General features: G+C 69.5%; 21 protein-coding genes. 6 read left to right on the forward strand and 15 right to left on the reverse strand.

What is annotated here, in order from left to right; translation table 11 throughout:
- The 4 genes from RIV12_RS07785 to RIV12_RS07800 form a co-directional block, all read right to left on the reverse strand.
- Nucleotides 1–461: translation initiation factor IF-2 N-terminal domain-containing protein (locus RIV12_RS07785; RefSeq protein ID WP_428978925.1), on the reverse strand; the 461-nt coding region annotated here is incomplete at its 3' end.
- A gap of 91 nt (nucleotides 462–552) precedes the next feature.
- Nucleotides 553–885, reverse strand: coding sequence for a YlxR family protein (locus RIV12_RS07790; RefSeq protein WP_075418564.1), 333 nt, complete (start codon nucleotides 883–885; stop codon nucleotides 553–555).
- Between the two features lie 118 nt (nucleotides 886–1,003).
- The gene (nusA, locus tag RIV12_RS07795) at nucleotides 1,004–2,044 is read right to left on the reverse strand and encodes a transcription termination factor NusA (RefSeq protein ID WP_075418565.1); all 1,041 of its coding nucleotides are present in this window, start codon (nucleotides 2,042–2,044) and stop codon (nucleotides 1,004–1,006) included.
- A gap of 195 nt (nucleotides 2,045–2,239) precedes the next feature.
- On the reverse strand, nucleotides 2,240–2,758 hold the full coding sequence (locus RIV12_RS07800) for a ribosome maturation factor RimP (RefSeq protein WP_309323054.1): 519 nt from the start codon (nucleotides 2,756–2,758) through the stop codon (nucleotides 2,240–2,242).
- A gap of 114 nt (nucleotides 2,759–2,872) precedes the next feature.
- Here RIV12_RS07800 and RIV12_RS07805 point away from each other — a divergent pair, with 114 nt between their 5' ends.
- Nucleotides 2,873–3,922 carry a Tat pathway signal protein gene (locus tag RIV12_RS07805; protein ID WP_309323055.1) on the forward strand — a complete coding sequence of 350 codons (1,050 nt, stop codon included), beginning with the start codon at nucleotides 2,873–2,875 and terminating at the stop codon, nucleotides 3,920–3,922.
- Nucleotide 3,923: 1 nt separating this feature from the next.
- Nucleotides 3,924–4,178, forward strand: a complete 255-nt coding sequence (locus tag RIV12_RS07810; protein ID WP_309323056.1) for a hypothetical protein — start codon at nucleotides 3,924–3,926, stop codon at nucleotides 4,176–4,178.
- A gap of 393 nt (nucleotides 4,179–4,571) precedes the next feature.
- Here the strand turns inward: RIV12_RS07810 and RIV12_RS07815 are convergent, their stop codons facing one another.
- Entirely contained in the window at nucleotides 4,572–6,407 is a 1,836-nt protein-coding gene (locus RIV12_RS07815; protein WP_309323057.1) for a proline--tRNA ligase, read from the reverse strand.
- Between the two features lie 256 nt (nucleotides 6,408–6,663).
- Here RIV12_RS07815 and mvk point away from each other — a divergent pair, with 256 nt between their 5' ends.
- From mvk to fni, 4 genes are read left to right on the forward strand one after another with little or no spacing between them, the layout of a single operon-like run.
- Nucleotides 6,664–7,626 carry a mevalonate kinase gene (gene mvk / locus RIV12_RS07820; protein ID WP_309323058.1) on the forward strand — a complete coding sequence of 321 codons (963 nt, stop codon included), beginning with the start codon at nucleotides 6,664–6,666 and terminating at the stop codon, nucleotides 7,624–7,626.
- Nucleotides 7,623–8,654: a diphosphomevalonate decarboxylase gene (mvaD, locus tag RIV12_RS07825; RefSeq protein ID WP_309323059.1), complete on the forward strand. Its 1,032-nt coding sequence runs from the start codon at nucleotides 7,623–7,625 to the stop codon at nucleotides 8,652–8,654. Before mvk ends, mvaD begins: the two co-directional genes overlap by 4 nt.
- The gene (locus tag RIV12_RS07830) at nucleotides 8,645–9,832 is read left to right on the forward strand and encodes a phosphomevalonate kinase (protein ID WP_309323060.1); all 1,188 of its coding nucleotides are present in this window, start codon (nucleotides 8,645–8,647) and stop codon (nucleotides 9,830–9,832) included. Before mvaD ends, RIV12_RS07830 begins: the two co-directional genes overlap by 10 nt.
- Nucleotides 9,829–10,917 (forward strand): type 2 isopentenyl-diphosphate Delta-isomerase, encoded by a 1,089-nt coding sequence (fni, locus tag RIV12_RS07835; protein ID WP_309323061.1) that lies wholly within the window; start codon nucleotides 9,829–9,831, stop codon nucleotides 10,915–10,917. The genes RIV12_RS07830 and fni overlap by 4 nt, the downstream gene beginning before the upstream one ends.
- A gap of 169 nt (nucleotides 10,918–11,086) precedes the next feature.
- Here fni and RIV12_RS07840 read toward each other — a convergent pair whose 3' ends face one another.
- The 10 genes from RIV12_RS07840 to frr form a co-directional block, all read right to left on the reverse strand.
- The gene (locus RIV12_RS07840) at nucleotides 11,087–12,463 is read right to left on the reverse strand and encodes a tripartite tricarboxylate transporter permease (protein ID WP_075418574.1); all 1,377 of its coding nucleotides are present in this window, start codon (nucleotides 12,461–12,463) and stop codon (nucleotides 11,087–11,089) included.
- Complete coding sequence (locus tag RIV12_RS07845) at nucleotides 12,460–12,750, reverse strand: hypothetical protein (RefSeq protein ID WP_309323062.1); 291 nt, start codon at nucleotides 12,748–12,750, stop codon at nucleotides 12,460–12,462. The genes RIV12_RS07840 and RIV12_RS07845 overlap by 4 nt, the downstream gene beginning before the upstream one ends.
- Before the next feature lie 110 nt (nucleotides 12,751–12,860).
- Nucleotides 12,861–13,850, reverse strand: a complete 990-nt coding sequence (locus tag RIV12_RS07850) for a GNAT family N-acetyltransferase (RefSeq protein ID WP_081380109.1) — start codon at nucleotides 13,848–13,850, stop codon at nucleotides 12,861–12,863.
- A gap of 49 nt (nucleotides 13,851–13,899) precedes the next feature.
- Nucleotides 13,900–15,081: a flavodoxin-dependent (E)-4-hydroxy-3-methylbut-2-enyl-diphosphate synthase gene (ispG, locus tag RIV12_RS07855; RefSeq protein WP_309323063.1), complete on the reverse strand. Its 1,182-nt coding sequence runs from the start codon at nucleotides 15,079–15,081 to the stop codon at nucleotides 13,900–13,902.
- A gap of 102 nt (nucleotides 15,082–15,183) precedes the next feature.
- Nucleotides 15,184–16,518, reverse strand: coding sequence for a M50 family metallopeptidase (locus RIV12_RS07860; protein ID WP_309323064.1), 1,335 nt, complete (start codon nucleotides 16,516–16,518; stop codon nucleotides 15,184–15,186).
- Entirely contained in the window at nucleotides 16,515–17,807 is a 1,293-nt protein-coding gene (gene dxr, locus RIV12_RS07865) for a 1-deoxy-D-xylulose-5-phosphate reductoisomerase (RefSeq protein WP_309323065.1), read from the reverse strand. Before dxr ends, RIV12_RS07860 begins: the two co-directional genes overlap by 4 nt.
- 41 nt (nucleotides 17,808–17,848) lie before the next feature.
- Nucleotides 17,849–18,394: a DivIVA domain-containing protein gene (locus tag RIV12_RS07870; protein ID WP_075418578.1), complete on the reverse strand. Its 546-nt coding sequence runs from the start codon at nucleotides 18,392–18,394 to the stop codon at nucleotides 17,849–17,851.
- On the reverse strand, nucleotides 18,391–19,653 hold the full coding sequence (rlmN, locus tag RIV12_RS07875; protein ID WP_309323066.1) for a dual-specificity RNA methyltransferase RlmN: 1,263 nt from the start codon (nucleotides 19,651–19,653) through the stop codon (nucleotides 18,391–18,393). The genes RIV12_RS07870 and rlmN overlap by 4 nt, the downstream gene beginning before the upstream one ends.
- 72 nt (nucleotides 19,654–19,725) lie before the next feature.
- The gene (locus tag RIV12_RS07880) at nucleotides 19,726–20,655 is read right to left on the reverse strand and encodes a phosphatidate cytidylyltransferase (protein ID WP_075418580.1); all 930 of its coding nucleotides are present in this window, start codon (nucleotides 20,653–20,655) and stop codon (nucleotides 19,726–19,728) included.
- Between the two features lie 73 nt (nucleotides 20,656–20,728).
- The gene (gene frr / locus RIV12_RS07885) at nucleotides 20,729–21,286 is read right to left on the reverse strand and encodes a ribosome recycling factor (protein ID WP_009394550.1); all 558 of its coding nucleotides are present in this window, start codon (nucleotides 21,284–21,286) and stop codon (nucleotides 20,729–20,731) included.
- Between the last annotated feature and the right edge of the window lie 115 nt (nucleotides 21,287–21,401).

Here is a 21,401-nt window from a genome sequence, read left to right on the forward strand (position 1 = left end):
TTGGGCGCATCGGCGGCGCCTCCCTGGGGCGCCGGCTTGGCTGGAGCCGCCGGGGCCTGGGTTGCGTCACTCGGCTTGGCGGCCTGAGCCCCCGGCTTGGGAGCGCCAGCACCCGGCTTGGGGGCAGCCGGCTTGACAGCGGGGCTCGGAGCCTGCTCCTGAGCACCGGCGGGTCCCGGCTTGGCGGCCTGAGCCCCCGGCTTGGGAGCGCCCTTGGAGGGCTTGGGGGCCTGAGAGGCGGTCTTGGCCGACTTGTCGGCCGCAGTGTCCGCCGGCGCTTCCTGCACCTGGGCGGCGAAGTGCTCGCGAACCCGACGAGCGACGGGTGGCTCAACGGCGGAGGAGGCCGCCTTGACGAACTCTCCCTGGTCCTTGAGCCAGGCCAGGATCACCTTCGAGGTGACCTTCTTGCCAGTGGGGTCGAGCTCTTTAGCAAGCTCATGAACGCGTGGTTTAGCCACATTTCTCCTGTCCGGTTTCCCACCCCGGACAGGGGTGGGTGCTTCTAGAGGCAGCTCATCGCTGGGTACTCATCGGGTGCCCATCGGCTTCCTACCCGCCTTCGCTATCGGTGGTCCGCTCACCCGGTCGGGCAGCGGGGGTCTCGCCGTCATTGACCACTCCCCGCTCCAGGAACCCGCGCACCCGGGCCACATCCAGTGGTCCGCCGGTGCGCAGGGCACGTGGAGCGGCGCGTCGTCGCTCAGCGAGGTCGAGGCACGCCGGATCCGGGTGGATCCAGGCGCCGCGCCCGGGTCTGACGGCCCGGGCATCGACGTCGAGCTCACCGCCCGACGTCAGCACGAGACGCAGTAGCTGCGTCCGCGGGGCCCTTTGTCGACAGCCGATACAGGTGCGCTCGGGCACGTGGGGGATGGTGACCACCGTCCGTCGGTGTCCTTCCGCTGGTCTGCAGCCGCTGACGCGGGCACCACGGCCGAGGAATCCCGGCGCAGGACCCGCAAAGGTCCGCCGGAAAGTCTACATCGCCCCACGGGGCGGTTCAGTCGCTCAGCTCTGAGGGACCTGTCACGTCGTCGGACTGGGAGCCCTGACCGGGGGTGATCTCACCGGACTCGGCATCGGCGTGGATGTCGATCTTCCAGCCGGTCAGACGGGCAGCCAGACGGGCGTTCTGCCCCTCCTTGCCGATGGCCAGGGAGAGCTGGAAGTCGGGGACGATGGCGCGGGCAGTGCGCTCCTCGGAGTCGATGACGCCCACGGCGGCCACGCGGGCCGGGGACAGGGCGTTGGCGATGAAGCGGGCCGGGTCCTCCGAATAGTCCACGATGTCGATCTTCTCTCCACCGAGCTCGGTCATGACCGCGCGCACCCGCTGCCCCATGGGGCCGATGCAGGCACCCTTGGCGTTGACGCCGCGAACCTTGGAGCGCACAGCCATCTTGGTGCGGTGGCCGGCCTCCCGGGCGACGGAGACGATCTCGACGTCCCCCGAGGAGATCTCAGGAACCTCGCGCTCGAAGAGCTTGCGAACCAGCCCCGGGTGAGTGCGCGACAGGATGATCTGAGCCCCGCGGGTGCCGCGTGAGACGTCGGTTACGTAGGCGCGCACGCGGTCGCCGTGGCGGTAGCGCTCGCCGGGGACCTGCTCATGGGGAGGCATGATGCCCTCGTGCTCCTCGTCCAGGCGCACGTACACGATGCGGGGGTCGCGTCCCTGCTCCACGGTGCCGGAGATCAGCTCACCGGTCTTGTCCTTGAAGGCGCCCAGGACCTCGAAGTCGCGACGGTCCTGGATGCGCTGGACGATGACGCTGCGGGCCGTGGCCTGGGCGATGCGACCGAAGTCGTCGGGGGTGTCGTCGAAGTACTCCCCCGTGGGCTGATCGTCCTCGTCGACCTCCGGGGCCAGAACGCTCATGTGCCCAGTGCGGCGGTCGATCTCGACGTGGGCCCCCCGAATCGCTCCGGGGACCTTGGAATAGGCCCCCAGGATGGCATCCTCGATAGCGGGCAGCAGGTTGTCCAGGTCAATGCCGAGCTCGTCGGCAGCGCCTCGCAGCTCCGGCATATTGATGTCCATGGGTCCTTGGGTCCTCTCTGGTCCGCTGAAGCGGGTGTGCACTGGGTTCCCGTTGACGGTAGTCCGTGACGGGCCGGATGGTCCATCACGTCTTTCCCGGGCAGGTCCGTCAACCTATCAGTTATCAGGACATACATTATTCCCGGTCGCTATCCGCGGGGAGCATCCTATGGATCTTCGGCCTGTTGCCCGGCTCTAGAACCCGGCCACCACCATCCGTGCCTCGGTGATGTCCCCCAGCGCGATGCGGTGCTGGACGCCGTCGACCTCGATCCCGACCATGCCGCCGTTGTGCTCACTGGCGTCGGCGTCCTCATCGGCCGCGGTGACGAGGCCGGTGAGCTCGTGGTCGGCCGTGCGCACCCGGGCACTATGACCAACGGCACGCCGGAAGTGACGCAGAGTGGTCAGCTCTCGCTCGGCTCCAGGGGTGGAGACCTCGAGGGTGTACTGCCCCTTGACGGGGTCGGCCTCATCGAGGGCCTGGGAGATGGCCGCGGTCACGGGCCCCAGGGAGTCGAGATCGAGGTCTCCGGGACCGTCAGCCAGATCCACGAAGACGCGCACGACCGAGTACTTGCCCGCCCTGGTGGTCTCCACGCTCTCGAGATGAAGCCCGGCATCGTTGACGACGGGGACGAGCAGATCGGTGAGACTGCGCGCCAGTGCGTCAGCGCGCTTGCGCGGATCCTTACGCGGATCATGGGCTGCCATGGTCGTTCTTCCTTCCATACTGGCCCGAGCAGAGGATCGGGCGGACGTGGTCGACATGATCGAGGTGGTCGAGGTCGGGATCATGCTACCTGCCGTCTGTGGGAGGATTCCCCGGTGAACACTCGCCGCAATCCCCTCCCCGCCCAGTCGAACGGCATTCCGTCGCCCTACGGTGACCGAGTCGGTGGCAGGCTCCGAGCCGGTGCCGACACGGGTGCGGCGGGCCACGGCCTGACGCGCCGCACCGCAGTGCTTGCGGTGGGGACGGCTCTGACCGCGGCGTTGGGCGGTTGCGGACTGCGCCTGGGGAAGGGTTCCCCGGCGTCCCTGCCCTCGGCCTCGGCGGCGGAGACCACCCGTGACGGTCTGGCCAGGCAGGCCGCGCTCATCTCCTCCACCGCCGGCGTGGTCGCGCAGGCCGGCGGTGGTGATGCCACGACTGCGGCCCTGGCCGAGGGGGTGAAGCAGACGGCTGACGCCCAGCTCGAGACCCTGGGTGGGGTATGGCAGCCGTGGCCCTCGCAGGTGCCGTCCTCCTACCCCACGGTTGCTCCGGTGCCGTCGGCCTCGGCGGGAGCCTCCGCGCAAGACCTGGCCACGGCCCTGGCCGATGGATCGACGCTGGCCCGCAGAGCGGCGATCGCCGCCGCCTCGGAGCAGGACGCTCGGCTCTTCACCTCACTGACAGTGGCCTGGAGTCTCCAGCACGACCTCTTCAAGCCGCCGAGCTCGGCGGACACGCCACGGGCGGAGGTGGCGCAGGGCAGCAAGATCAGTTCCGGCCTGTTGACCTCCTACGATGCCGCCCGCTATGCCATGGAGGAGCTCGCGGCGCGCAGCGACGACCCCCAGCGCACTCGGGCGATCGCCGACGCCAAGGCCGCCACATCCGTCGTCAATGCCGCGGTGGCCGCGGGCACTGAGGACAAGCGGCTGAGCGCCTACGCCGCCCCGAGCGAGTCCACCGACCCCAATGTGAGCACCCAGGTGCTCTGGGCCCGGCAGGTGTGGTCCAACATCGTGTCGTCGGAGGTGCAGGAGGCCGGTTCCGCCAAGGCCTCCAGTCCGGCCCGTGAAGCGGCCGTCACCGGTGCGGTCGACGCCGCCCGGCGCGCCACCGCCTGGGGCGCGGACTTCTCCTCCCTGCCCGGCTACGCCGCCTGACGTGCGCCTCCTCGTAGCAGTTCTGGCCGTCGTCGCCGCCCTGGCGGCCGTGGACCAGCTCTTCTTGTGGATGGAGCGCCGTGGCTGGATCTACTGGCGGCGTCGCAGGCCCGACCCGCGCGGAGCTGTTCTGGGTCCCATCGACAATGTCTTCAACCCGGCCCACGAGCACGTGGTTGAGCAGCAGGGGACCGAGGAGCGCCTGGCCGACATCCAGGCAGACACGGCCCCAAGACGCAACCGCGACGTCGAGTGAGCTCGAACGGCAGTACCAGCGCAACCCACTGCGATGGAGATCCCCGGAGGACTCGTCGCCTCGCATGTAGCAGCAACGCTCCACCAGCGGCACCGGATCGTTGGGGCCTCCGGCCCCGGGGTGAGGAAGCCCGCCCCCGCCTCTCGCCGACCCACTCCACGAGAGTGGGGATCTACTGCCCAGGGGTTGTACGTACTGCACAAAAGCCGGGCCTTCGTGGAGTACCCCCGACCCTCCCCCAGGTAGCACCCGACCCTCGTGCAGTATGCCGCCCCGAGTAAGGGGCTCGGGCCAGAGCCGGCGTTGAAGCGGCGCCGCCGGGACCCAGTACAGGAGCCAGGAGGGGCAGCCGGGTCCGAGGTGTTCGCCTCGCGCCGATACCGGCGCCACCTGTCACAGGCTCCGGGCGACCTCCAGGGCGTCGCGGACGGTGGCGCTGATCTCGGCTACGGCGGCGTCGGCGGGCACGGAGCGGCGCTCACCGGTGCGGCGGTCACGGATCTCCACGGTTCCCTCCTTGGCCAGGTCCCGGCCGACGACGACCGTGTAGGGCAGGCCGAGGAGCTCGGAATCGGCGAACTTCACGCCGGCGGAGACCTTGCGGCGGTCGTCGTAGAGGACCTCGATGCCGTCGGCGTCCAGGGACGAGGCGATCCGCTCGGCGACGTCGAAGACGGCCTGGTCCTTGCCGGTGGCCAGGACCTGCACGTGGTAGGGGGCGATCTGGACGGGCCAGGTGAGTCCCTTGTCGTCGTGGTTGGCCTCGGCCAGGGCGGCCATGACGCGGCTGACGCCGATGCCGTAGGAGCCCATGGTGACCACGCGGGCCTTGCCGTTCTCATCCAGGACGGTCAGCCCCAGGGCCTGGGAGTACTTGCGTCCCAGCTCGAAGATGTGGCCGATCTCGATGCCGCGGGCCAGGTGGAGGGGGCCGGAGCCGTCGGGGGCGGGGTCGCCCTCGCGGACCTCGGCGGCCTCGATAGTGCCGTCGGCGGTGAAGTCACGGCCCATGACCAGGTCGAGGACGTGCTTCTTGTCGGTGTTGGCGCCGGTGACCCAGCTGGTCCCCTCCACGATCCGGGGGTCGACGAGGTAGCGCACGGAGCCGGTGAGGACCTCGGTTCCGTCGTCGAGCCTCTCCACGCGGCGCAGCGGGGAGTTCGGGCCGATGGCGGTGGGACCGATGTAGCCGCGCACGAGCTCGGGGTGGGTCTCGAAGTCGGTGTCTCCGGCCATCTCGACCTCGGCGGGGGCGACGGCGGCCTCCAGACGCTTCATGTCGACGTCGCGGTCGCCGGGCACGCCGACGACCAGCAGCTCACGCTCACCATCTGGGTGGATGAGGGTGACGACGACGTTCTTGAGCGTGTCGGCGGCCGTCCAGGCCCGCCCGTCCGACCGCGGGTAGGCCTCGTTGCACAGGTCGACCAGGGAGTCGATGGTCGGGGTGTCGGGGGTGTCGACGACGCGCGCCGGGCCGATGCCGGAGGCGTCCACGGGATCGGGGACCACGGTGGTGACGGCCTCGGCGTTGGCCGCGTAGCCGCTTGAGGAGCGCACAAAGGTGTCCTCGCCGATCTCGCAGGGGTACAGGAACTCCTCGGAGTGGGACCCGCCCATGGCGCCGGCCATGGCGTTGACGATGACGTAGTCCAGGCCCAGGCGGGCGAAGATCCGCTCGTAGGTGTCACGGTGGGCCTGGTAGGCGGCGGCCAGCCCGGCGTCGTCGATGTCGAAGGAGTAGGAGTCCTTCATGACGAACTCGCGTCCGCGGATGATGCCGGCGCGGGGGCGGGCCTCGTCGCGGTACTTGGTCTGGATCTGGTAGACGATGGCCGGCAGGTCCTTGTAGGAGGAGTAGAGGTCCTTGACCGCGAGGGTGAACATCTCCTCGTGGGTGGGTGCCAGCAGGTAGTCCCCATCCTTGCGGTCGCGGAGCTTGAACAGGGTGGGGCCGTAGTCGTTCCAGCGTCCGGTGGCCTGGTAGGGCTCGGCCGGCAGGAGAGCCGGGAAGTGGACCTCCTGGCCGCCCATGGCATCCATCTCCTGGCGCACAATGTCCTCGATCTTGCGCAGCGTTCGCAGGCCCAGCGGCAACCAGGTGTACACCCCGGGGGCGGCGCGGCGGACGTAGCAGGCGCGCACGAGCAGGCGGTGGCTGGCGACCTCGGCGTCGGCCGGGTCCTCGCGCAGAGTTCGGATGAAGGAGGTGGAGAGTCTGTGCAGCACGGGGTGATCCTACGGGGTCTGACGCCACGGCCCCAACGGAGCCCGCCCGACCGTACGAGATCACGCGATTCGGGACCGGCTGACCAACGACGACGCACAGGGCGAACCGGAGGCCTTGACGCTGGTCAGGGACGACTTGCGGCCCTCGAGAAGGGCCCGATACGCTCCATCCCATCGGAGGGTTCGTCGACCCTCTTATCCCTGAATTCGGCCCGCGTCACGTCCCCCTGCTCGCGGACCACAGGCAAGGAAGCATATGGACAGGCACTCCTCCATGCGCGAGGGACACGGCCAGACGTGGGCGAAGGCCATTCTTCTGGGTGAGCACTCCGTGGTCTACGGCCACCCCGCCGTCGCCGTACCACTGCAGGACCTGCGGATGCGAGCCACTGCGAGACCGACCTCGGGCCCCTCCACGCTGACCAGCCTGGGCTACTCGGGCCCCCTGACGCAGGCCGGCCCCCGGTTCGCCAGCGTGGCGCGAGCCTTCGAGGTGGCCCGGGAGTTCTCCGGGTGCCTGGACCAGGCCCTTGAGATCACCACCGTCAGCGACTTCCCCCATGAGCGCGGGCTCGGTTCGTCGGCCGCGGCGGCCGGTGCGATCATCCGTGCGGTTCTGGACGCCTGCGGGCGCGAGGCCGCCGCGGACGAGCTGTTCGCCCTGACGCAGATGGCCGAGCAGATCGCTCACGGCAAGCCGTCGGGGCTCGACGCCGCCGCCACCTGCTCCCCGTGCCCCATCCGGTTCCAGGGAGGGCAGATGCGGCCCCTGAGCCAGCGCATTGAGAACGCCTCCCTCGTCATCGCCGACTCCGGGATCCACGGTTCCACCCGAGAGGCCGTTGGCGGCCTGCGCCGGCGCTACGAGAACGATCCGGACAACATCGGTCCGCGCATCAACCGCCTGGGGGCACTCACCCAGAACGCGATCATGGCCCTGGACCAGGCCGACGCCCAGGCGCTCGGGGTCGCCTTGGACGAGGCGCACGCGGTGCTGACCGAGCTCTGCCTGAGCCTGCCGATCCTCGATGACCTCACCGAGGCCGCCCGCGCCGCCGGGGCACTGGGCGCCAAACTCACCGGCGGGGGGCTCGGCGGCTGCGTCATCGCCCTGGTGACCGGCGAGCCGGCCGCGCGCCGGGTGCGCGCCGCTCTGGAACGGGCGGGGGCGCCGGCGACTTGGAACTACCGGATGCGCATCAGCGAGGTGGACGAGTGACCGCCGTACCCCCCGGAGCCGCTGCCGGCTCCTCCCCGTCCGCCATCGCGACCGCGACGGCCAGCGCGAACACCAACATCGCGCTCATCAAGTACTGGGGCAAGGTCGATGAGGCACAGGCGATCCCCGCCACCTCGAGCCTGTCCCTCACCCTCGGCGGCACCCGGACGACGACGACGGTCTCCTTCGACGGCGGGGACGGCGCCGCAGACTCGGTGACGATCAACGGGGCCTCCCCCAGCGCCGTGGAGCTGGGGCGAGTGACCCGGTTCCTCGACCTGGTGCGCGCCCGCTCAGGCGTCACCGCCCCGGCAACCGTCACCTCCCGGGCCTCGGTCCCGCTGGCGGCCGGCCTGGCGAGCTCGGCGGCGGGCTTCGCGGCGCTTGCGGCGGCGGCCTCCCGGGCCGCCGGCATGGATCTCGACGGCCGGGAGCTCTCCAGACTGGCCCGACGCGGCTCGGGCTCGGCGACCCGCTCCGTCTTCGGTGGGCTGGTCCTGTGGAACGCGGGCCACGACGACGCCTCCTCCTACGCCGAGCCGGTCGCCTGCGAGATGGACCTGGCAATGGTCGTCGTCGTGCTCTCGCAGCGTTACAAGCCCATCAGCTCGACCCGGGCCATGCGGGCCACCATGTCGTCCTCCCCTCTCTTCCCCGCCTGGGTCGAGGCCAGCGGGAGGGACCTTCAGGTGGCGCTGGAGGCGGTCCGGGTGGGCGACCTGGCGCGGCTCGGGGAGATCGTCGAGGGCAACGCCCTGGGCATGCACGCCACGATGATCGCGGCCCGCCCGGGCATCATCTACTGGCTGCCGCAGACCGTGGCGGCACTGCAAGCGATCCGCGCCATGCGCGAGGAGGGGCTGCCCGTCTGGGCAACGATCGATGCCGGCCCCAACGTCAAGGTCCTCACCGAGGGCGCCCGCGCCGAGGAGGTCGCCGCCGCGCTGCGGGACCGTCTGAGCGGCACCACCGTCTCGGTGAGGCGTCCCGGCGGCGGGGTGCGTATCGAGGAGGGCCCATGCCCCTGACCTCTCACGGCGGCGATGTCGTCTCCAGGGCGCCGGGTAAGCTCTACATCGCCGGAGAGTACGCCGTCGTCGAGCCCGGCCACCGAGCGGTCCTGGTCGCCGTCGACCGATTCATCACCGTGCGCATCACGCCCTGCTCCCCCGCCGGCGGGCACGCGGGCACGATCAGCTCGCGGCTCTACGCCACCGGCTCCAGGCCCTGGCGCCGCCGACCGCAGGACGGCCAGGCCGAGGCAGTCGGAGGAGAGGACGACTACATCATCTCGGCGATCCGAGTCGTTGAGGCGCTGGTGACCCAGGGCGGCGGCCGGCCAGGCTCCTTCGACCTGAGCGTCTCCAGCGAGCTGGAGGAGGACGACGGGCGCAAGCTGGGACTGGGCTCATCATCGGCGGTGACGGTGGCGACGGTGCGCGCCGTCGCCGCCTTCTACGGCCTGGCCGCCGACGACCTGACCGTCTACAAGCTGGCGATGCTGGCCAGTGACACGGTCCAGCCGATCGGCTCAGGAGGAGACATCGCCGCGAGCGCCATGACCGGGTGGGTGGCCTACACCTCCCCCGACCGCTCGTGGCTGCGCCGGGCCCGGCAGCGAGCCGGGGCCGGTGGCATGAGCGATCTCGTGGAGGCGGACTGGCCAGGTCTGAGCGTCCGCCGCCTGCCGTCTCCCTCATTGCGGCTTCAGGTGGGTTGGACCGGCGCGCCTGCCTCCACCCCGGCCCTGGTCGCCGACGTCCAGACCCGATCCCACGGGGCCGATGACTACGCCGTCTTCCTGCGCGACAGCCAGGACTGCCTGGCTCGTCTCATCACCGCGATCGAGGATGATGACGCCGCCCGGATCATGCGCCAGATCGCGCGCAACAGGGCTCTTCTGGCCGGGCTCAGCCGGATCGGCGGCCGGACCATCGAGACCGCTGAGCTGGTGAGACTGGTCGAGATCGCGCTCGACCACGGTGCCACGGCCAAGAGCTCTGGCGCTGGGGGCGGGGACTGCGGAATCGCCCTGTGCCCACCGGCCACGGACCTGGTTGCACTGCGAGCCGCGTGGGAGACGGCCGGGATACGCCCTCTGGACCTGTCGGTCTACAGCCAGGACTCATCCGCTGCCTGCGCAGCCGACCCCGCTGAGGCACGTGCTGATTCCTCGACCGCCTCCTCCGTTAAGGTCACCCCATGAGCCACGAGCCCCTCACCTCGCAACGGGCCTCCCGTAAGGACGAGCACCTGGAGCTGGCGATGCGTCTGCACGGTCAGGACCGCGCCGGCGCCTTCGACGACGTCTCCTTCATCCATCACAGCCTGCCGGGGGTCAGCGCCGAGCAGGTCGATATCGGCACCACCGTCCTGGGCTGCCGCTGGGAGGTCCCGTTCTATATCAACGCCATGACCGGCGGAACGCAGGCAACAGCGGCTATCAATGCCGGTCTGGCCGAGGCGGCCGCTGAGGCGGGAGTCGCGATCGCCTGCGGTTCCCAGCACGTGGCCCTGCGTGACCCCGAGCGGGCGGACGGCTTCCACGTCATCCGACACCGGGCCCCGGGCGCCTTCGTCCTGGCCAATGTCGGACCGACCGTCAGCCCTCAGGAGGCACTGCAGGCCGTGGAGATGTTGGAGGCCAACGCCCTGCAGATCCACCTCAACGCGGCCCAGGAGCTGGTCATGCCCGAGGGCGACCGCGACTTCACCGGCTGGAGCGAGGCGATCGCCGGCATCGTTGCGGCCGTGCCCGTCCCGGTGGTGGTCAAGGAAGTGGGCTTCGGGCTCTCACGCCGGACGATCGAGGCCCTGGCGCGCACCGGCATCGCGGCCGTCGACGTGGCTGGGGCCGGAGGCACGGACTTCATCGCCATTGAGAACGAGCGCCGACCGCAGCGCGACCTGTCCTACCTGGTCGGCTGGGGCCAGTCGACGGCGCTGTGCCTGCTGGAGTCGCTGAGCGGATCGGAGCCGGTCAGCCTGCCGGTACTGGCCTCCGGCGGCGTGCGCAACCCGCTCGACGTCGTCCGGTCGCTGGCCCTGGGCGCCTGCGCCGTCGGCGCCTCCGGGCACGTCCTGCGCACCCTGATCAAGGCGGGCCCCGAGGCCCTGCGCCAAGAGCTGCGCACCTGGAGCGAGCACGTGCGCACGCTCATGACCCTGCTGGGAGCGGCCGATGTCTCTCAGCTGCGTCGCACCGATGTTCTCGTCACCGGGAGCACCGCTGAGCGGGCCCGTCTGCTCGGCGTCGATCTGACCCGTCTGGCGCACCGCAGCGATACCTAACCGTCACCAGGTGCTTCCGTCAAGGGGGATCGTCCCCTCTGCCTTTTACTCCGACTGACTCATAGAGTGCTGGTATCAGGACTCAACATCGGAGTCTCGCGTGGCCGATCGCAACAGACGTGCGGCGGAGGCCGGTCCCCAACCTCCGCCGCATCCCGCGAGAAGGAGATCAGGCCAGAGCGGCCAGGGCCTTGACGATGCCGGGAGCCGCGTAAAGGGACATGAACTGGACGCCGTAGGAGACCCCCAGTCGGTTGAGCGACCCGCACGCGATTCCCACAAGCAGGACCCCGAAGACATTGGCCAGGCCTGCCTTCTGGTCGGCGTCGATGTAGGCCAGCAGGAGGACGAAGGCGACGAACAGCGCCAGCACCGCCTCGTGGGGAATGCGACGCATGACGAAGTAGGTGATCTGCGAGGACCAGCGCACGGCGATGACGTACGTGATCGCAACCGCGGCAAGAGCCCCGATGGTCACGGTGATGATGAATCCGGGCAGGTCCAGCAGGTGGTGCAGGTTGTGCTGCTTGGTGTAGACCGAGCCCGCATTGAACAGCGGACCGGCGGGGCCGACGGACACACCGGAGATCGGGACCCCGAGCGCCACCAGCGGAATGATGACGCCGGCCAGGTAGGTCGAGTGGGTCAGGGCGCTCATGACGGTCACTGCACGTTGCGCGCGGGGCACCCGGTCCTCCTTCTGGCGGGCCACGGAGGCCTCGCCCAGCAGGAAGGTCAGGCCCACCGGGCTGAGAATGAACAGCGGGGTGGAGACGGCGGCCATGGCGGCACTCCACCAGCCCTCGGACCTCGTGATGAGCCGCCCCGGCCACAACGCCTGTCGCTCGAAACCGGATCGCAGCAGCTCGGCCTTGGTGCGATTGCCGTGCGGCAGTGCCTCCCGACGCTTGGCATTGAGCAGCTCCAGGAGGGTCAGGAGCATAGGCCCCACGGTGATCCCGAGGAAGAAGGAGGTATTGACACTGGCCTTCTCAGGGATAATCCCCGCCCCTCGGTAGAGCGCCGGAAGCGCCTGGAACAGAAGTGCCATGGGAAGAATCGATACCAGGGAGAGAATTCGGTTCTTTCCGAGCAGGGCCAGAATCACGGCTCCGGCAGCCAGGACGATATCGGAGTTGGACTTGATCCAGTCGGCCATGGGCAGCAGCAGACCGGCAAGGAGGAAGCTCAGGGGAATGGAGATAAGGGTTCCAATGGCCGACCCCACCGCCATCTTCCGGATCGTGTCTGAGGCCAGGCCCTTGTTGCGCAGCACCATGGCGTGATCCATGAGCGGAGCGGACATGACTCCGCCGGGCAGTCCCACCAGCGCCGTCGGGATCCCGTTCATGAGGTTGAGCGTGACCACGGCGGAGATGAAGAAGGCAAGCACCACGTGCGGTGGTGCCCCAGCCAGGATGATCGCCAGAGTGACGGGGGCCAGCACCCCGGTCTCATCGGTCCCGGGGATGAAACCGATGAAGGTGTAGAGGACCACAGCAGCCAGGATGGCGACCACCATCATGAGGAGAAGGCTCACAGTCACCGGTCTCCCCCTTCACTCGCCCCGACGTTCAGCTCATCGACAATGGTGACCTCACGTTTAGGAGTCACAAGGAGGCAGCAGGCGATAAAACCGATGGTGGAGGCCCCCAGCCCCCAGAAGAGCGGCTTGCCTCCGAGATAAACGGAGAACAGCACCGCCGCGACGACGCATATCACCGATATCAGGAGACAGACAATCAAGTCTCTGGGTGATACGAGGTCATTCCATACCTCGATATTGTTCTGACGCTCCGTGGTCTCGGAGTCGACGTCATCCGTACTGCGCACGATTGGTGATCGTAGGCGAGCCGCCCAAGACGCTCCATATGTTGTTCACCATGACTTTGCAGGCGCTGTGTAACAAAACAGCATCGTCCTTGCGGTCCCACCGGGAACATTCACAGGAGCACGGTGGCGAACAGACCCACCTGCACGAACCCCAGAGACCGGTAGAGCGCCAGGGCGGGGGCGTTGTAGTCGTTGACGTAGAGGCTGACAACGCCGTCGGCCCCGACATGATCGCGACGTACGGCGTCCACGACGCTGGCCAGAGCCGCCGCCCCGACTCCTCGCCCACGCAGGTCGGGGCGCGTCCACACCCCGGTCAGCTGGGCGACACAGCCGGCCGGGGAGCGCCACAGGGCCCCGACATCGGCCTTGAAGGCCACGGCCCGAGGCGAGCCGGGTTGAACCGGGTGACCGGCACCGTCATCGAGCACGATGTAGCTGCGTCCCTGCTCGATGAGCCAGCTGACGTGGCGGCCGTAACCGGGACCGTCCACGGTGGGGTCGTAGCCGAGCTCCCCGCTGAACATGTCCACCGAGGCGGGCAGCACCAGTCCGTCCTCATCAGGACGGGCGAGACGGACCGACCTCCCCACCCAGGCCAGGGACGGACGACGACGCAGGTGCGCACTCCCCAGTCCCCCGCCCACCCGGGGCGCGGTCAGGACCGGCTGCCTCCAGCGCTCATGGCGAGCACGCGCTCCCTGCTCGCTGAGCCCGCCCCAGATCGCGGCGACGTCTCGAGCCGGTCCCGACACGGAGCCGCGCCTGGAGAGGCGAGGGCGGGCGTGCTCGGCCAGCGCCCAGATCTCACCGGCATCCGCGGCTCGCAGACCGTGCTCTGGGCGTCCGGCCAGGCCGAAGAGCATGAGAGAACCCACCGACCAGGCCGCGGCGACAGGACGGGCCAGTCCTCCCAGAGCGACGACGTCGCCGCGCCCCCAACGAGACCAGCGCTGCATCTGCTGGACCAGGCTCACGGCGCTGACCGGATCGAGTGCGCACAGCGACATGACGCCCGAGACCCGGTCGGCGGGGACCGGTGTCAGGCGATCGGCGCGACGCTGATCGCGTTCGTGATCACGGTGCCGTAGGAAGCCCATGTCCGTCAGGCCCGGGCGGGAGCTCTGCGCTTCCCGCCCTCACCGGTCCTCAACCGGCGGCGGAGACCATGGGAGCGGTGCCGGCCAGTGCATCCTCACCGAGCTCCTCGGCCATCTCAGCGGCCATGACCTCGGCGTGCTTGAGGAGGGTCTCAACGACCTGGTCCTCGGGGACGGTCTCAACCACCTGGCCACGCACGAAGATCTGCCCCTTGCCGTTGCCCGAGGCGCAGCCCAGGTCTGCCTCACGGGCCTCGCCGGGGCCGTTGACGACACAGCCCATGACGGCCACGCGCAACGGCGCGGTGACCTTCTTGAGTCCCGCCTCCACCTCCTCGGCAAGGGTCCACACATCCACCTGAGCCCGACCGCAGGAGGGACAGGAGACGATCTCGAGCTGGCGCTGACGCAGACCCATGAACTCTAAGAGCTTGGTGCCCACCTTGACCTCCTCAACCGGAGGCGCCGACAGGGAGACGCGGATGGTGTCGCCGATGCCCTCTGCGAGCAGGGTGCCGAAGGCGGCGCAGGACTTGATCGTGCCCTGGAAGGCGGGACCGGCCTCGGTCACGCCCAGGTGCAGGGGCCACTGACCGGCCTCGGACAGGAGCCGGTAGGCCTGCACCATGGTGACGACGTCGTGGTGCTTGACGGAGATCTTGAAGTCGTGGAAGTCGTTCTCCTCGAACAGTCCGGCCTCCCAGGTGGCGGACTCCACGAGCGCCTCGGGGGTGGCCTTGCCGTACTTCTTAAGCAGGCGCTTGTCGAGGCTTCCGGCGTTGACGCCGATGCGTAGGGAGACACCGGCGTCGGAGGCGGCCTTGCAGATGTCGGCGACCTGGTCGTCGAACTTGCGGATGTTGCCGGGATTGACGCGCACGGCGCCGCAGCCCGCATCGATGGCGGCGAAGACGTACTTGGGGTTGAAGTGGATGTCCGCGATGACGGGGATGCGCGACTGCTTGGCGATGATCGGCAGCGCCTCGGCGTCCTTGTCGGTGGGGCAGGCCACGCGCACGATGTCGCAGCCCGCGGCCGTCAGCTCGGCGATCTGCTGGAGCGTGGCACCGATGTCATGCGTCTTGGTAGTGGTCATGGACTGCACTGTGATGGGCGCGTCTCCACCGACGTTGAGGCTGCCGACCTTGATCTTGCGAGTTGGTCGGCGCGGCGCCAGGACCGGGGCCTGGGCACGCATGGTGGGGATGCCAAGAGCGATCGCTTCAGTCACCCGACCAGTATGTCACCCGCCCTGCCCGCCCCCACACCTCAGGTGTGTGGCATCGCTCCCGCCGGTACCGATTTGCTCACGCCCTCGCCGGCCCTGCGGGTCTCACAGCGGCGCAGCGATATCCACCCAGACCAGGACCAGGGCCATAACAATGAGCAGGCCGAAGACGACCTGACCGATGGGCAGCATCCTGGCCGTGTCCACCGGTCCCGGATCGGGCTTGCCCTGCGCCTTGGCGATCGAGCGCCGGATGCCCTCCCAGCAGGCCCCGGCCACGTGCCCGCCGTCCAGCGGCAGCAGCGGCACCAGGTTGAAGGCGAACAGCGCCAGGTTGAGGCTGCCCAGCAGCATGAGCATGGTGCTCACCCGCATCGACAGGGGGACCTCTCCACCTCCGGCAGCACCGCCGCTGGTGGCATTTCCGGCCATGCGCCCCATGCCCACCAGTCCCACAACGCCGCTGTCGGCACTGCGCTGCTCAATGCCCAGCGCCGCCTGGACGGCGTGATAGAGGCCGACCGGCAGGGTGGCGATGGCCTTGACCGTCCCTCCGATGGCCTGTCCGATGAGGCCCGGGATCTTGGCGGGGCTCAGGGGAATGGTTCCCAGCGACGGGGAGATGCCGACATAGGGGCGGGCCTGGGTGCGCACGGCCCCGGAGGCGTCCTTGACCGGGGCCCCCTGCGCGTCGCGAACGGTGCGTTGGACTTCGACGGCGGTGACGCTCACTGTGCGCTCGGCTCCGTCGCGCTCGATGACGACCTGGGTGGGGCGGGTGCCTGTGGCGGCGATCCGGGCCTGAAGCTCTTCCCAGGAGGAGACCTTCACCCCGCCCCAGGAGACGATCCTGTCGCCGACTTTGATGCCGGCAGCGCTGGCGGGTCCGACGGGGTCGGAGTCCTGGCAGGGGGCGTCCGCGTCGATGTTGGACGAGACGCAGGGCGCCACGGTCGACAGCGTCGTCGTGCGTCCGGGGATACCGACCGCGCCGATGGCCACGGCCAGCAGCACGATCCCCAGGGCCAGGTTGGTGAGGATTCCCCCGGCCATGACGATGAGCTTCTTGGGGACGCTGAGGTGGTAGAAGGCCCGGTGCTCCTCTCCGGGCTGGATCTCCTCCAGGGCCTCGGCTCGCGCCTCACCCACCATGCCCAGGCTTCCGTCCTTGCGCTTGCGGTCCGGCCTGCCGGGCTTGGCGGGCGGCAGCATGCCGACGAGCTTGACGTAGCCGCCCAGCCAGATGGCCTTGACGCCGTACTCGGTCTCTCCGCGCTTGAACGACCAGATCCTCGGGCCGAAGCCGACGAAGTACTCGGGGACCTTCACACCGAACCTCTTGGCGGGGATCATGTGCCCGAGCTCGTGAAGGGCCACCGAGACACCGATCCCGATGATGAGGATGACGATGCCCAGGATGTAGGCCAGGGTGGTGCTCACGAGTCTGCTCCTCCGTTTCGTACCGCGATGAGCTCGTCGGCGCGGGCGCGCGCCCAGGTCTCCACGGCCAGGAGGTCGTCGAGGCTCGGGGAGGTCAGGCCCTCGTGCTCGCCGACGACGAGCGCGTCGATCTCAACGATGTCCAGCCACTCCAGGCCGCCGGCGAGGAATGCTGCGACGGCCTGCTCGTTGGCCGCGTTGAGCACGGCCGGGTGGGTGTCCGAGGCCGCCACGGCGCTGCGGGCCAGGTCGACGGCCGGGAAGGCGGCGTCGTCCAGTGGCTCGAAGGTCCAGCTGACTGGTTCGCGCCAGTCGTTGGGAGTCACCATGCCCGACAGGTTGGGACGCTCGGGCCAGGTCAGCCCCAGGGCGATGGGTAGGCGCATGTCGGGCGGTGAGGCTTGGGCGATGGTGGCGCCGTCGGTGAACTCCACCATGGAGTGGACGACGGACTGGGGGTGGACGACGACGTCGATCTGCTCGGGTGCCACATCGAACAGGAGGTGGGCCTCGATGAGCTCGAGTCCTTTGTTGATGAGGGTCGAGGAGTTGATGGTCACCACCGGCCCCATGTCCCAGGTGGGGTGCTTGAGGGCGGCGGCGGCACTGATCCCGGTGAGCTCGGTGCGGCTGCGCCTGCGGAAGGGGCCACCGGAGGCGGTGAGGACCAGCCGTCTCACCTCGCTGCGCCCGCTGACGACGGGACTGGTCAGTCCCTTCTCATGGCGGCCGCTGGCCAGGGCCTGGGCGATGGCGGAGTGCTCGGAGTCCACGGGAACGATCTGGCCGGGTCGGGTGAGCGCCTGGCGGACCAGGGCGCCCCCGACGACGAGGGACTCCTTGTTGGCCAGTGCCAGGCGGGCTCCGCTGCTCAGGGCGGCCAGCGTGGGCAGCAGGCCCACGGAGCCGGTGATGCCGTTGACGACCGTGTCGTGGGTTCCCAGTCCGGCGGCCTCGACCGCCGTGGTAGCGGCATCGGGGCCGGTGAGGATGGTGGTGACCGGGTCGGGGCGACCGGCCTGGGCGGCTGCGGCCGTCAGGGCCTGGCGCAGGCGGCCGCCGAGATCCTCTCCCCCACCGGTGACGGCCAGGACGGGGACCTCCCAGGTGATGGCCTGGTGGGCCAGGAGGTCCAGGCGTGATCCACCTGCGGCCAGGGCGACCACCTGCGGAGCGGCCGCCCCCAGGCGGGTGAGGACCTCGAGGGTCTGGGTGCCGATCGACCCGGTGGATCCCAGGAGGACCAGTCGCTGTGGGATATAGGAGGGCGGTGGTGCATGGCTGGTCATGGGGTGGTGGGTTTCCTCAGGACGTGCTCGACGGGCTCGACTCACTCGACGGACAGGAGGACCTCGACGACGCGCGCCAGGTAGCGGTCGACGCTGGGCTCCCCGTAGGCCTTGTTCCCCCGGGCCCGACGAAAGACCGCTCCGCGCACCTCGCTGGAGGTCAGGGTGGTGTCGGAGTCGAAGTAGCCGGCGATGCGGTCCATGAGGGCGTCGACGTCAGTCTTGTCATACCCCTGTCCGGAGGCCGGGGCGAAGCGCTCGCCGGCCGGACGCAGGAGACGCGGGTAGAGGGTGGTGGCGAGCTGGGTGACCTGGTCCATCCAGGCCTGGCGGCCCTTCTTGGCCACGAAGGCCGCGCGCCGGCGCTGGAGGAACGCGGCCTCGAGCCGGTCGAGAGCCGCGTCCACGGCCTGGGGCTGGTAACCGCGCAGAACGACGTCGAAGGCGACGGTGCGCACACCCTCGGAGTCCATCTCGTCGAGCTCACCGGCGTCGTAGATCTCGTGAGCCGTCTCGAAGTAGCGGTCCACCTGCTCGGGGCGGTAGCCCGGTCGCAGGAGCGCTGACTTGGGGAACATGTCGCTCATGTCGTCTTGGCCCTCTCCTGGTTAAGTACCTCGGTCGCGAGCTGACCGCAGGCACCGTCGATGTCGCTGCCTCGAGTGTCTCGCACTGTCGTGGTAATTCCGGCACGCCGGAGCGTGTCAACGAACATATCCTGAACCGCAACCTCCGAGCAGGTCCAGATGGATCCCGGGGTGGGGTTGAGCGGGATGGGGTTGACATGGGCCCATCCGGTGTCCCTGCGGTTGAGCTCGTCAGCGAGCAGCTGGGCTCGCCAGGCGTGGTCGTTCATGTCCTTGATAAGTGCGTACTCGATGGACACGCGCCGGCCGGTGGCCAGGAAGTAGTCGTGGGCGGCGTCGAGCAGCTCACCGACCTTCCACTTGGAGTTGACGGGGATGAGCTCGTCGCGCAGCTCGTCGTCGGGGGCGTGCAGGGAGACGGCCAGGGTCACCGGCAGCCCCTCACCGGCGAGCCGGCGGATGAGGGGAACGAGCCCCACGGTGGAGACGGTGATACCGCGGGCCGACAGGCCGAAGCCCTCCGGGGCCGGGTCGATGAGCCGGTGGAGGGCGCCGACGACGTTCTTGTAGTTGACCATCGGCTCACCCATGCCCATGAAGACCACGTTGGAGAGTCGGGCAGGTCCCCCGGTCAGTTCCCCGGCGGCCGAGGCCTGGGCGGCGTGGCGCACCTGCTCCACGATCTCCCCGGTGGACAGGTTGCGGGTCAGCCCCATCTGACCGGTGGCACAGAAGGGGCAGGCCATGCCGCAACCGGCCTGGGAGGAGACGCACAGGGTGGTGCGGTCCTTATAGCGCATGAGGACGCTCTCGACGCGGACGCCGTCGTGCAGCTCCCACAGGTGCTTGATGGTACGCCCGCCGTCGGCGCGCAGGGCGCGCACCGGGGTGATGAGCTCGGGCAGCAGGTCGGCGCACAGCTGCTCGCGCTGGGCGGCGGGCAGGTCGGTCATATCCGCGCTGTCACGGGTGAAGTGCGTGAAGTAATGACGCGAGAGCTGGTCCGCCCGGAAGGAGGGCAGGCCCGAGTCCTTGCAGGCGGCCTTGCGGCCGGCCAGATCGAGGTCGGCCAGGTGACGAGGTGCCTTGCCGCGCGCCGCCGGTACTGCGAAGGACAGGCGCGGCTTGGCGTCCGGGCTGGTGGCGCCCTCCGGGGGCTGGTCGGTCGGCATGACCTGGACCTGGCCGTCACGCGGACGCCCAGTGATGCTGACGGGCTGCGGGCGCCGGGGGCGCTGCTGTACTCGCGATGGACTCACGCTCGTGCTCCTCGTGTCCCGGGGCTGGGGAGGGCCGGGCTGGTCGATAGGGGTGGGTGCGGCATGCCGTCCCTATTTCACCAGGAGGGTGAAGGCGTAGACAAGTGGAGCGGCCACGAGGATCGAGTCGAGCCGATCCATGATTCCGCCGTGTCCGGGCAGGAGCGTGCCCATGTCCTTGAGTCCCAGGTCGCGCTTGAGCAGGGACTCCCCCAGGTCGCCCAGGGTGGAGACGACCACGGTGCAGGCCCCCAGTGCGGCTCCTGCCCACCAGGGGCCGTCGATGGCCCAGACGCAGCCGGCCCCGGTCGCCACCGCCGCCAGCAGGGAGCCCATGAGCCCCTCCCAGGACTTCTTGGGCGAGACCGAGGGCGCCAGGGGGTGACGGCCGAAGGTGATGCCGGCCATCCACCCGCCGGTGTCGTTGGCGGCCGCCAGGGCGATGAGCATCATGACTTTTCCCACTCCGTGATCCTGCACCAGGAGCAGGACGGCGAAGCCGGCCAGGAAGGGCAGGTAGGTGGCGGCGAAGACCGAGGCGGCCGCGGCACTGGAGCGCGAGCGGCGGACCTCGTCATGGGCCTCCGTGCGAGGGATGTCATGACCGGCCTGCTCCAGGACGGTACCGACCTCCGCCTCGGCCTGGTCCATGAAGCTCCACAGGACGCAGGCCCCGACAGTGGCGACATAGGCCCCGAAGGCCGCCTCCGCTCCCACCTCCCAGGCGCACACGGAGATTCCCAGGGTCCCCAGCCACAGCGGCGCCAGGGGCAGGCGGATGCGCTTGCGGGCGAAGGCAGCCGCCAGCTCCCACAGTGCCCCGCAGACGGCCAGAACGACGACGCCCACGAAGATGACCTTGTAGAAGGCCAGGGACCCCAGGACCACGGCGATGAGCGCGACCGCCACCCCGATGGCGGCGGGCAGGTTGCGTCCTGCCCGCCCGGTGGCGGGCAGGGGGTCGTGGTTGCGCGTGGGGCGCGGGTTCAGCAGAGTCGACACGGGGCTCACAGGGGTTGACGGGACAGAGTCGGGAGGCCGGGTGGAGGCGCGGCCGATCCCGGGACGAGGCGGGTCAGACCTCGAGGAGCTCGCTCTCCTTGGCGCTCAGTGCGGCATCGATCTGCTCGACGAAACGCTTGGTGAGACCGTCGAGCTCGTGCTCGGCGCGCTTGACGTCGTCCTCGCCGGCCTCGCCGTCCTTCTTGATGGCCTCGAGCTCCTTCTTGGCCTTGCCGCGGATACCGCGCACCTGGACGCGGGAGTCCTCGGCGCGGGAGCGGGCGAGCTTGACGTAGTCCTTGCGGCGCTCCTCGGTCAGCGCCGGCAGGGTGACGCGGATGACGGTGCCGTCATCGGTGGGGTTGACGCCGAGGTCGGACTCGCGGATGGCGGTGACGATGTCCTTCATGGCGGAGCGGTCGAAGGGGCTGACCAGGACGGTGCGGGCCTCGGGGATCGTCAGGGAGGCGAGCTGCTGGAGCGGGGTGGGTGCGCCGTAGTAGTCCACGACGATCCCGTTGAACATCGAGGGGTTGGCGCGGCCGGTGCGGATGGTGGCCAGCTCGCTCTTGGCGGCCTGAAGGGCCTTGTCCATCTTGTCCTCGGCCTCGAGCATGACGTCGTCGATCATGGTGCTTCCTTTGCTGGGCGGTCGTGGGTTCGTCAGGTAGTGATCGGCCACCGCGGGGATGGCTGCGGGTTGAGTGAGAGGGTGTGCTGGCCGTCTGGGCCGTAGGCGGTCACGG

Source organism: Actinomyces stomatis (assembly GCF_031292835.1).
Taxonomy (GTDB): Bacteria; Actinomycetota; Actinomycetes; order Actinomycetales; family Actinomycetaceae; genus Actinomyces; species Actinomyces stomatis.